This is a genomic window from Brevibacterium oceani, assembly GCF_013623835.1.
Taxonomy (GTDB): domain Bacteria; phylum Actinomycetota; class Actinomycetes; order Actinomycetales; family Brevibacteriaceae; genus Brevibacterium; species Brevibacterium oceani.
This window is the reverse complement of sequence record NZ_JABKDE010000009.1, coordinates 1-11,877: the sequence shown is the minus strand read 5'-3', so window position 1 is coordinate 11,877 and position 11,877 is coordinate 1. Positions and strand designations below refer to the sequence as shown.

The 11,877-nt window shown below is 66.5% G+C and carries 9 protein-coding genes and 1 other RNA gene; 4 read left to right on the top strand and 6 right to left on the bottom strand.

The features are described from left to right. Positions 1–201 precede the first annotated feature (201 nt). The 4 genes from speB to HK401_RS17340 all read left to right on the top strand — a co-directional run bounded on the left by speB (position 202) and on the right by HK401_RS17340 (position 6,593). Positions 202–1,212: an agmatinase gene (gene speB, locus HK401_RS17355; protein WP_181275912.1), complete on the top strand. Its 1,011-nt coding sequence runs from the start codon at positions 202–204 to the stop codon at positions 1,210–1,212. A 1-nt stretch (position 1,213) separates the two neighbouring features. Then, positions 1,214–2,929, top strand: coding sequence for a thiamine pyrophosphate-binding protein (locus tag HK401_RS17350; protein ID WP_181275911.1), 1,716 nt, complete (start codon positions 1,214–1,216; stop codon positions 2,927–2,929). A 91-nt stretch (positions 2,930–3,020) separates the two neighbouring features. Beyond that, positions 3,021–4,583, top strand: coding sequence for a sodium:solute symporter family protein (locus tag HK401_RS17345; RefSeq protein ID WP_181275910.1), 1,563 nt, complete (start codon positions 3,021–3,023; stop codon positions 4,581–4,583). A 357-nt stretch (positions 4,584–4,940) separates the two neighbouring features. Further along, positions 4,941–6,593 (top strand): thiamine pyrophosphate-binding protein, encoded by a 1,653-nt coding sequence (locus tag HK401_RS17340; protein WP_181275909.1) that lies wholly within the window; start codon positions 4,941–4,943, stop codon positions 6,591–6,593. 161 nt (positions 6,594–6,754) lie between these two features. On the opposite strand, the gene HK401_RS17335 is transcribed toward HK401_RS17340, so the two are convergent. The 6 genes from HK401_RS17335 to smpB form a co-directional block, all read right to left on the bottom strand. Continuing rightward, positions 6,755–7,765: a DUF418 domain-containing protein gene (locus HK401_RS17335; RefSeq protein ID WP_258234309.1), complete on the bottom strand. Its 1,011-nt coding sequence runs from the start codon at positions 7,763–7,765 to the stop codon at positions 6,755–6,757. Positions 7,766–7,852: 87 nt separating this feature from the next. Beyond that, the gene (locus HK401_RS17330; RefSeq protein ID WP_181275907.1) at positions 7,853–8,488 is read right to left on the bottom strand and encodes a response regulator; all 636 of its coding nucleotides are present in this window, start codon (positions 8,486–8,488) and stop codon (positions 7,853–7,855) included. After that, positions 8,485–9,777, bottom strand: a complete 1,293-nt coding sequence (locus HK401_RS17325) for a histidine kinase (RefSeq protein WP_181275906.1) — start codon at positions 9,775–9,777, stop codon at positions 8,485–8,487. The genes HK401_RS17330 and HK401_RS17325 overlap by 4 nt, the downstream gene beginning before the upstream one ends. A 96-nt stretch (positions 9,778–9,873) precedes the next feature. Then, positions 9,874–10,431, bottom strand: a complete 558-nt coding sequence (locus HK401_RS17320; RefSeq protein ID WP_181275905.1) for a hypothetical protein — start codon at positions 10,429–10,431, stop codon at positions 9,874–9,876. A 152-nt stretch (positions 10,432–10,583) separates the two neighbouring features. After that, positions 10,584–10,961: a transfer-messenger RNA gene (gene ssrA, locus HK401_RS17315) on the bottom strand. Between the two features lie 218 nt (positions 10,962–11,179). Beyond that, a complete protein-coding gene (gene smpB, locus HK401_RS17310; protein ID WP_166973083.1) occupies positions 11,180–11,650 on the bottom strand; it encodes an SsrA-binding protein SmpB in 471 nt (156 codons plus the stop codon). Positions 11,651–11,877 lie beyond the last annotated feature (227 nt).

Here is an 11,877-nt window from a genome sequence, read left to right as displayed (position 1 = left end):
CACCCATGCTATCCATTCCGGACACTTCTCTGCCCATTTCATCCATGACGGATATCGGTGTTGCCTGCGCCACGTCCTAGGCTGATGGCACACCGGCCGAGCGCCGCCGACCCCCTGGGGCGGTAACACGAAGAGGGACGCCGACCTGCCTGGGTCGGTTCGCCCGCCAGAATGAACTCGCGAGAACGAAGGAGACAGCCGATGTCGTCTCAACCACTCGGCCCAGCCGACTACAGCAAGACACCCCGCTACGCAGGACCCCCGACCTTCGGACTGCTGCCCCGCATCGACGAAGTCGAGGCCGAACGTCCGGGTAAGAAGATCGACGTCAAGGTCATCGGCATCCCCTTCGACGCCGGCGTCAGCTACCGCCCCGGAGCACGCTTCGGCCCCGCCCACATCCGCCAGTCCTCGAAGCTGCTGCGCCCCTACAACCAAGCCACGAACGTCCACCCGTTCACCTGGCAGCAGGTCGCCGACTGCGGTGACCTCGGGGTCAACCCCTTCGACATCGAAGAGGCCATCACCACCGTCGAAGCCAACGCCGATGCCCTGCGTGCCGACGGCGCCAAGCTGCTCACCCTCGGCGGGGACCACACCCTGGCCCTGCCGAACCTGCGGTCCCTGCACAAGACGCATGGGAAGATCGCCGTCCTCCACTTCGACGCGCACCTCGACACCTGGGACACGTACTTCGGCGCCCCGTACACGCACGGCACCCCGTTCCGCCGCGCCAGCGAGGAGGGTCTGCTCGACCTCGAATCCTGCATGCACGTCGGCATCCGCGGACCCCTCTACGGCAAGAAGGACCTCGAGGACGACGGTGTGCTCGGCTTCCAGATCATCCGCAGCGACGAATACCAGTTCACCTCGGTGGCCGACGTCGTCGCCCGCATGCGTGCCCGCCTCGGCGACGCCCCCGTCTACGTCTCGGTCGACATCGATGTCCTCGACCCGGCCGCCGCACCCGGCACCGGCACCCCCGAGGCCGGCGGCATGACCAGCCGGGAGCTGCTCAATTCGATCCGCGGCCTGCAGGGCCTCAATGTCGTCGGCGCCGAAATCGTCGAGGTCGCCCCGGCCTACGACCACGCCGAGATCACGGGCCTGGCCGCCGCCCACGTCGGCTACGAGATGCTCTCCCTGTGGGCCGCCGAGGCCAACGGCGCCACCGAACCGACCGGCCCCTCCGGCGAAGCCCTCGGAGTCTGAGATGACGAACGAGGAATTCCGCAACGGCGGGCTGGCTGTCGTGGCCGCCCTCGCCGCGCACGGCGTCGACACGATCTTCGGCATCCCCGGCACCCACAACCTCGAGTTCTACCGGCACCTGCCGGAGTACGGGATCCGCGCGGTGACACCGCGGCACGAGCAGGGAGCCGGCTACGGCGCCGACGGATACTTCCTTGTCTCCGGCAAGCCCGGGGTCGTCATCACGACCTCGGGTCCGGGACTGACGAACGTCCTCACCGCCGCCGCGACCGCGTATGCGGAGTCGCGTCCGATGCTCATCCTCTCCCCCGGCGTTCCCACCGGACTCGAACGCGCCGACGTCGGCATGCTCCACGAGACGAAGGACTCCTCCGGCGCGGTGGGCCGGCTGCTCGTGTCCTCCCAGCGCACCCGCACCGCCGAGGGTGCCGCCCAGGCCGTCGCCGAGGCGTTCGCGATGTTCGACTCCGCCCGCCCCGGACCCGTGCACATCGAGGTCCCCCTCGATGTGCTCGAGGGAGCCTGGAACGGCAGCGTCCCGGCCCCGTTCTCCGGTCGTCGTCCCGCCCTCGACGATCATGTCGTCACCCGCGCCGCCGAGGCGGTCCGGTCCGCCCGGCGTCCGCTCGTCATCGTCGGCGGGGGAGCTCGTCGCGCGCAGCACGAGGTGGCCCGCTTCGTCGAGGCACTCGATGCTCCCGTGGCGACGACGGCCAACGGGAAGGGCATTCTGCCCGAGGACCACCCGCTCTCGCTCGGTTCGAACGTCCGCTTCCCGTCTGTCCAGGCCGAGTCCGCTGCAGCGGATGTGCTCATCGTCCTCGGCTCGGAACTGGCCGACTCCGACCTGTGGGGCGGGGTCATCGGCGCCCAGAGTGCGATCGGCGTCCGCGATCGGTCCGTTGCACAGACTGTCATCCGCTGCGACATCGACCCTGATCAGCTGAACAAGAACCTGCCCGGGGACATCCTCGCCTGCGCGGACACCGCGGAATTCCTCACCGCGCTCATGGACGTGCTCGACGACGGAACGGCGACGGATGACTCGGGCACCGCCGCCTCGGCGGGTGGATTCGGATCGGAGTCGCCCGAGACCAACGGCACGGCCGCCTCGGCGAAGGGATCCGGGGCCACACGGGTCCAAGAGATCCGGGCGAACCGCGACGCCGATTTCGACTTCTCATCGATCGGATCCCGCGTCACCCGGCTCGTCGAGGACGGTGCAGGACCGGATGTCGTCATCGCCGGTGACTCCTCGCAGGTGACCTACGACGGGACCGTGCACGCTCTGTCCGCACGGACCCCCGACCAGCTGCTCTACATGCCCGGCTTCGCAACCCTGGGCTACGGCATTCCCGCCGCACTCGGAGCGAAGGTCGCCGATCCGACTCGTCCCGTCGCGTGCATCGTCGGCGACGGAGCGGCCATGTTCTCCGTCCAGGAGATCATGACGGCCACGGAGCTGGGGCTGGGCATTCCCTTCGTCGTCGTCGACAACGGCGGCTACGCGGAGATCGAAGGTCAGATGGTCGAGCGGGACATGGAGCCCTTCGCGGTCCGGCTGGCGCGCCCCGATTTCGCCTCCCTCGGCCGCTCCATGGGCGGGGCCGGGGTGACGATCGCCGAATCCGACATCGATTCCGACCTGCCGTCGACCGTCGCCGAGGCGCTCGATCGCACCGTACCCACCGTCATTCACATCACCGTCGGAGACTGATCCGAACCGACCCGCGGCGCTCGTGCCGCGGGTCGATCACCGAGTCGAACCAAGCATCGGCTATCGAGCCGAGCCGAAAGAAGGAGTCGCAGTGGACTCACTCGTTGTCATCATCTATCTCGCCGCCATGGTGGGATTCGGAATCTGGGGAAGATTCAAGGCGAAGAACCAGGACGACTTCCTCGTCGCCGGCCGACGCCTCGGCGGCTGGCTGTACACGGGGACGATGTCGGCCGTCGTCCTCGGCGGGGCCTCGACGATCGGCGGGGTCGGCCTCGGCTACACTGCGGGACTGTCGGGCATGTGGCTGGTGTTCGCGATCGGCCTGGGCATCATCGCCCTGTCGCTGTTCTTCGCCCCGAAGATCCAGAAGCTCGAGATCTACACGGTCTCGCAGATGCTCGAACTCCGCTACGGGAAGGGTTCGCGGTTCGTCTCGGGCGCGATCATGACCGCCTATGGGCTGATGATCTCGACGACCTCGACGGTCGCCTACGCCACGATCTTCCACGCCCTGTTCGATCTCAACAAGTTCTGGTCGGTGCTCATCGGCGGCGGCATCGTCATCCTCTACTCGATGCTCGGAGGAATGTGGTCGATCACTCTGACCGACTTCGTCCAGTTCCTCATCCAGACGATCGGCATCTTCCTCATCATGCTCCCGATCGTGCTGAGCAGGTCCGGCGGACTGGGCGATCTGTTCGCCTCGCTGCCGGCCGAGCAGACCTCACCGGTGGGCATCGGCTGGCAGGCGGTGCTCGGCTACATTCTCATCTACACCCTCGGCCTGCTCATCGGGCAGGACATCTGGCAGCGCGTGTTCACCGCCCGCTCACCCGGTGTCGCCCGGTGGGGCGGATTCTCCGCCGGCGTGTACTGCCTGCTCTACGCGGTCGCGGGTGCGCTCATCGGCATGGCTGCGACGAAGATCGTGCCCGGAATCGAGGTTCCCGATGATGTGTTCGTCGCCGTCGTCGGCGCCTCGATGTCGCCGGTGCTGGCCGGCCTCGTCCTCGCCGCGGCACTGGCCGCGATGATGTCGACGGCCTCCGGTTCCCTCATGGCCGCCTCGACCGTGTGCCGGCAGGACATCGTCGAACCGATCCTCGCCCGCAGGGACTCCGCGCCTGAGGTCTCGGCCGACGGTGCGGGTGAGGCAGCCTCGGCGGGCGACGGGTCGGACCCGACCGGCGGTGCGGGATCGGTCGACGGAACGGGTGGGGCCGCCTCGGCGAGCGCAGCCGGGGCGAAATCGACGCTGGTGAAGTCCCTCGTCCGCGAGACCGGGGACGAGATCCGCGATTCGCGGATCTACCTCATCGGCCTCGGCGTCGTCACTCTGGTGCTCGCGATGATCATGCCCAGCGTCGTCGAAGCGCTCACGGTCGCTTACAACCTGCTGGTCGCCGGCCTCTTCATCCCGATCCTCGGCGGTCTCGTGTTCAAGCGGGGAACCATCGTCGGCGTCATGGCCGGCATGATCCTCGGCGCTGTGACCACCGTGGTCGTCATGATCACGATGGGCATCTACTCGAACGAGGCGATCTACCTCGGTCTGATCGCCTCGCTCATCGGCTACCTCGTGGGATCCCTCGCATCGAAGCCGACTTCACCGGAGATCATGGCCGCGTGGAAAGAGCGCCTGAGCCGCTGATTACTACCTGACGGCGGCCCAACAACCTTGCGCGAAGTTGCTGGGCCGCCGTCGGGTAGTTCTGATGGGGGCGGATCTGCGCGCTGGGGTCCCGCGCGACTTGGAGACGAGCGCCACAGTCACCTATATTCGAAGAGTCAGGCTGAGCTGCTCTCAGCGACGCCGGAAGCCGGCGAGTAGGGCGAGCGCACATCAGCCGGTGCTCGAAAAAGGAGCACGAAGCCGCCGGGTCGGCGCCCGATTTGGTCACAGCAGCCGAAGAGGTCGCAAGGGCCGAACGGGTCGCAGGAGACCGAACCAGCGTGTGAGACATATATGGATCCCTCATTTCCATATCTCATTCGCGAAAGGTCTCCCATGGCTCACACCTCCGCACACGTCGCCCACACTCTTGCCCGCCACATCGATGAGGTCTTCGGTCTCATGGGCAACGGCAACGCCTATTTCCTCGATGCCCTGCTCACCTCGACCTCGGCGAACTACACCGCCGTTCGGCACGAAGCGGGAGCCGTCGTCGCGGCCGATGCGCACTTCCGCACCTCCGGGCGGATCGCCGCGGCCACCACGACGTACGGCGCCGGCTTCACGAATACGCTCACCGCTCTCGCCGAGGCGGCACAGGCGAAGGTGCCACTCGTCCTCGTCGTCGGTGATGAGCCCACGTCAGGCCCCCGCCCCTGGGACGTCGACCAGATCGCCATGGCCTCGACAGTGGGTGTGCGCACTTACACCGTGGGCCGGGTCGACGCGGCCGCCGCGACCGTCACCGCCGTCGAACATGCCCTGACCTACCGCGTGCCCGTTGTGCTGGCGATCCCCTACGACGTCGCGACCCTCGACATCGGCGACATCCCCGAGGTGCCGGGCCCCGGGCGCCCTGTTCCCCTGGCCCCGGCGACCGACTTTGCAAGGGTCTCTCTCGACCGGCTGGCGGCTGAGCTCGCCGAGGCGAAGCGACCCGTGCTCCTGGCTGGGCGCGGTGCCTGGCTGGCCGGTGCGGAGGCCGAGCTCGGTGCCCTTGCCGAGGCCACGGGCGCCCTGACCGCGACGACCGCGCTGGGTCGCAACGTGTTCCCCGATGTCGAGTTCGACCTCGGCGTGACCGGCGGATTCGGAGCCCCGGGGGCGATGGAGCGCATTCGTGAGGCGGATGTGGCTGTGGTCTTCGGCGCTTCACTCAATCAGTTCACGATGCGTTTCGGTGAGCTCTTCGATCCCTCGACGCAGGTGTGGCAGATCGATACCGATGATCGTGCGACGAACGCCCGAGTCGGCGGTTTCGTTCGCGCCGACGCGAAACTGGCCGCCTCGGAGTTGGTCACCCGGCTGCACAGAGACGGGGCTCAATCCAGCGGGTGGCGCGAGACCGTGGACACGACGGCCGACCGCGCCTACGAGGTGGGCAGGGAATTCGCCGAGGATGGGCGTCTGGATCCGCGGACCGCTTCCGCCCGCCTCGGTGAGCTCCTGCCCGACGATCGAGTCGTCGTCTCCGACGGCGGACACTTCATCGCGTGGGCGAACATGTTCTGGGAGCCCAGCGCCCCCGATCGTCTGGCGATGGTCGGCACGGCCTTCCAGTCGATCGGACTGGGCTGGCACAGCGTGGCCGGGGCGGCCCGAGCCAATCAGGAATCGACCATCGTGCTCACCACCGGTGACGGCGGCGGTGCCATGGCCCTGTCCGATCTCGACACTGCAATCCGCTCTGCAGGAGGGCGCGGCATCGCCGTCGTCTTCAACGACGCCGCCTACGGGGCCGAGGTCAACCTCTACGGACTCAAGGGGCTCGAGAAGTCGCCGATGCTCATCGACGAGATCGATTTCGCCGCCTTGGCCACCGCGGCCGGCGGTCATGGAGTCGAGGTGCGATCGCTGGCCGATCTGGACGTCGTCGAGGAGTGGACGGTGACTCCTGTCGAGGACCGGAAGTTCCTCCTCCTCGACCTGCGGATCTCGGGGGCGATCATTGCTCCGTACCAGGAAGAGGTCATCCGCGTGAACTCGTGAAGAGTCCGATTCAGCTCGTCTTGAGTCCCCCGGACTTCACCGTCCTACGGACGCCGCGGCACACCAAGTGGGTACAGATTGCCATTTCCGACTCGAAAATGTGCAATCTGTACCCACTTGGTGTGCCGGGAGAGCTGACGGCTTCAGGCAGAACCTCTAGCTCAGGCGGCGACGGACTCGCGGTTCGGACCCCAGGTGACGTAGCGCCACAGCTTCTCCAACGGACCCTGCCCGAAGAACCGCAGCCACAGCGCCGAGACGATGACCTGCAGGGTGAGGATCCCGATCGAGATGATGAGGCCGGCGAGGTAACCGCCATGGGAATCGAACCGGCTGAGATCAGGGGTCGCCGCACGGACCGCAACGATGAGGAGCGTCGCTCCGACGTAGTTGCTCAGCGCCATTCGCCCCAGCGGGGAGAGCACGGGACGCAGGACCACCTCGGCGGGGGTGCGCAGGAGCAGGACGACGATGACGACGTAGGTGAAGGCCATCGTGATGCCCAGGCCGGCGTTGATCCACTGGTTGATCTGCCGTGCCTCGTAGTCGGTGACGAGGAATCCAGCCACACTGATCACCGCGGTGACCGATCCGAGCAGGGCCAGTCGTCCGGGGTGGTCGAGGGCGCGGCGGATGAGCCCGCTGCAGCCGGTGGCCAGGCCGAGGAGGAAGAGACCGGGAATGGTCGTGATCCCTCCCCCGGTCATGATCGCGGCGACCAGCAGGATTGCACCGAGGATGCCGGTGGAGATGGTCAGCCAGCGTTTCGGAATCCATGTCGTGGGCAGGAGGACGACGATGCCCACGACCGCGTAGGGCAGGAGCGCCTCGCCGGGCTGGAGGAGCTGGTGGAGGCCGCCGATGACCGCGAGGAACGCGAAGCGGCGGAGCAGGGCCAGCCGGGGGCGCGGGCTGCGCTCAGTCGCGCTCAGCCACATCAGGCCGAAGCCGATGCCGAAGAGGAAGGAGAAGATCGGGAAGAAGCGATTCTGGACGACGTCCTCGTAGACCCGATAGAAGTCCATCGCCTGACCGTCGACCCCGAGGTCGAACATGGGCGGCAGGTTGACCAGGAGGATCCCGCAGAGGGCGAAGCCGCGGACCACGTCGAGGGCGACGATCCTGGAACGGCGGCGAGGTGGGCTGTCGATGGTTTGCGGTGTTGTTTTCATGGCATCCATCCTCGTCGCCGCGAGCACTCGGGACATCGGCTCGGTGGCCGATTCGGTCCGGACAGGGTCAGCCGTTCGGCCGATTGGTCACGGCCGATTCATCACGCCGGATTCCCACATCGCTGCGGCGATCTCGACGCGGTTGCGGGCTTCGAGTCGAGTCTGGATGCTCCCGAGGTGAGTCTTCACGGTGCCGAGCGAGATGAAGAGGGTCTCGCAGATCTCTTGATTCGTCCGCCCGATGGCGACGAGCCTCGCGACCTCACGTTCCCTCTCACTCAGCCGGTCGACCGCGCGCGTGTCCGTGCTCTGTGTCGCGGCCCGACGGCTGAGCAGATCGAGGGTGAGCGAGGGCGAGATGAGCGCATCGCCGTTGGCTGCGGCCCTGACTCCGGCGATGAGGAGGTCGGCGCCGGCGTCCTTGAGCAGGAAGCCGCTCGCACCGCCTGCGAGTGCCGCGTCGACGTAGTCATCGTCGTCGAAGGTCGTGACCATGATGACCTTCGAATGCTCGGTCAGTCGCGGCAGGGCGGCGAGCCCATCGAGGCGGGGCATGCGGATGTCGAGGAGGATGACATCCGGTGTGTCCCTCCTCGCGAGTTCGATCGCCTCGACGCCGTCGGCGGCCTGGCCGATCACGGAGATGCCGTCCTCGGCGTCGAGGATGAGGGAGAACCCCATCCGCACCATCTCCTGGTCATCGACGACGGCGACTGTGATCATCGGGGTTCCTCCGGCTGTTCGAAAGATGGTGCCGTCGGCGGGGCCGATGGTTCGGCCGTCGGCTGGGCCGGCGGCTTGGCCGTCGGCTGGGCCGTCGGCTGGGCCGATGCTTGCGCTGATGTTCCCGCTGCCCCGGGCAGGCGGGTGCGTACGCTCCAGCCGCCGTCGGGTTCGGGTCCGGCCTCGACGGTTCCGCCGAGGTGGCTCACCCGGGTCCGCAGACTGCTCAGTCCCGTACCGCTTCCGGCTCCGACCCCTCCGGTGCCCGGGCCGTTCGTCACCGTCATCACCAGTGTCTCCGGATGCGATTCGTCGCGGTCGAGGCGGACGGCGACCGTGGCGTCGGAGCCGGCATGGCGGCGGACGTTTGTCAGTGATTCGACGAGGACCCGGTCGAGGACCGGCCAGACGCGCTCGTCGAGCCCCAAGGCCGAACCCGGGGTGGTCGGAGTGGCTCCACCACTGGTCTCCCCCGAAGACTTCGGTCCGACCTGATGGTTCGATCCAGTGCGGTTGTCGAGACCGTCGGCGATATCGATGCTTGCTTGATCGCCGTAGGCGGTGACCCGGTCCCGCAGCGACTGCGGCCCGGAGGCGACCGGAGCGCGCGTCCCGGTTTCCGCCCGGGTGTCAGAGACCAGGCGGCGGATCTCGGTCAGGGCTCGGGCCCCGGACTCTTCGATCCTGTGCAGGGCGGTCGAGGTCAGCGCCGCATTGTCGCTGCGGCCGGCGGCCTGGGCGAGGACCACGATTCCGGTCACCTCATGGGCGATGAGGTCGTGCAGTTCGGTGGCGATGCGACGGCGTTCCGCCTCGGCGGCGGTGGCCTGCCGCTCGGTGAGGGAACGGTCTGCGAAGCGCAGCATCAGACCGATCGAGATGGCCACCACGATGACGATGATCGCCGCAAGACTGAAGATCAGCCCGTCGGGCATGAGCGATGGAACGACGGCGTTGCCGGCAGCGAGCAGGACGATGAGCGCGACACTCACCCAACTCGTGGCAAGTCGGGTGAACATCGTCATGGCGACCAGACTCAGCCACATCACGGTCAGACTCATCGTCTGGGCCCAGGCGGCGAAGACGAGACCGATCACGAGTCCGAGGACGGCGATCCACAACGTCGAAACACCGCAATTCGCCCGTTGCACCCGTATCAGGATGGGCAGGCTCGCGCCGACGGCGAGGACGTTTCCGATGGTCAGCATCGGGTCCGAGTTCACGAACAGCTCGAACACGAACGTCAGCGGCACCGGGACCAGCCACAGCCAAGCGATGATTCGTCTCATTGGGTCTCAGTCTAGTCGGGGACGCCGTGGGCATTCGGTGTTGCCGGGGTACTCGGCGGCAGGTGGGGCAGTCGGTATTGACGCGGTGATCGGTGATCAGCGGCAGCTGGACGAGGAATATTCGATCTCGACGCCGATGCCGACTTCCTGAGCCGATACTCCCTTGACCTCAGCCGACTGAGGCAGCTTGAGCTCACCGGCAGGGCGACCGTCCGCGAAGACCTGCAGCTTCGTGTCATCAGCCTGCGCGGAGAACGTCACCTTCTTGCCTTTGATCGTGGCGAATTCGGAGTAGGATCCGTCATCGTTGAGCACCGGTGTGGCCCCGGCGGATGGGTAGTCGAACGTGATGAATCGGGTGAGCCGATCGGCCGTCCCATGTGAGAGGCGATGGATGAGCAGCTGGTCCTTGTTCGTGCCGTCGACCGGGTCGAGGTCGGCGTAGGTGAGGTCAGCGTCCCCTTTCGCCGCATAGAGAAGATACGGTCGACCGTGGACGTCGATCGATGTGGCTGTGACGCCGCATTCGTCGAGGAACTCGCCGACCTGACCCTCGAGGTCGGATTTCGCCTTCTGCTCCCCGATCAGGAGGCCGCTGATGATCACAGCGAGGAGCGAACAGACGACAGCGAGGGCGATGAGCGCCTTCTTCATAGGGATTCCTTCCGGATGTTTCAGATCGTGACAATGACGATCTTTCCGGTTCACAACCCCGCGGACCTCAGCCGATCGGCTGATCGATATCGGCCGTCCGGCCGGATGGGTACAGAAAAGCCCCGGATCCGCAAGGAATCCAGGGCACTTCACAGTGGAGATGGCGGGAATCGAACCCGCGTCCGTCGGCAGATTGTCAGGACTTCTCCGGGCGCAGTTCGTGAACTAGTGTCTTAGGTTCTGGCTATCGCACGAACACGTAAGCCAACGAACGGAGTTGAGTAAGAGTCCCTCAGGCACCCCCAACATGTGCCTGAAGCAGTGGCCCCTTAAGCGACGCCAGGATCTAGAGCAGAGGCAACTCTAGGCTGACGGATTCGCAGCTCGCGCTCTATCAGGCAGCGAGGGCGAAATCGGTGCGGTTGTTAGACTTAGCACCTATTGTTTTGCAGAGGACATTAACGAGATGACTCTGCATTCTCGGCCCGCTTCTCCCGACGAAGTGTCCAACGTCGAAACCGATCATCCCCATATTCTGTTACCAATCCTGCCCTCGCTCTGGCGCCCGCGGAGGCGGGTTTCTCGGCTGGACAGGAACACCAGCATACTCGCTCAACACCGGCCGAGCCAATCGTATTCCGCACGGCCACGGCCACCGTCACGACCGCCTCGGCGACGGCGGGGAGATGGCGGGAATCGAACCCGCATCCGTCCGGGTGCGGCCGACGACACGACCGCCTCGGTGCGCTCAGAGGAACTGCTTGGACTTCATCGCGCGCTCGGCCTCGCGCTTGTCCTGCGCTTCGCGCAGCGCCTGGCGCTTGTCCCATTCGCGCTTACCCTTGGCCAGAGCGATTTCGACCTTGACCCGAGATCCGTCGAAGTAGAGTTCGAGCGGCACCAGGGTTCGGCCGGATTCCTTGACCTTCTGCGAGATCTTGAGGATCTCCTCGCGGTGGAGGAGTAGCTTGCGACGCCGGCGCGCGGTGTGATTCGTCCAGGTCCCCTGCATGTATTCGGGGATGTAGACGCCCTCGAGCCATGCCTCGTTCTGGAAGATCAGCGCGAATCCGTCGGTGAGCGAGGCCCGGCCTTCGCGCAGCGACTTCACCTCGGTGCCGGTGAGCACGAGACCGGCCTCCCACGTGTCTTCGATGTGATAGTCGTGGCGTGCCTTGCGGTTCCTCGCAATGACTTTCTTGCCTGTGTCCTTCGGCATGACCGGCCTCCTCTCTGCTTCTTCATCGCTGGTGGACGCGTTCGCGCACACAGCCGTCTATTCTAGCCCATCCCGGCCAGGGCCCCAACGCCGAAACCCCCTCCATTTGCTACCCGACGGCGGCCCCGCCACCGCGCGCGAGGGTGCTGGGCCGCCGTCGGGGGGCCAATGGGGGCCGGCGGTGTAGGGCAGGGGATTGACGTAGCCGCCGGTCTTACTGTTCTCGG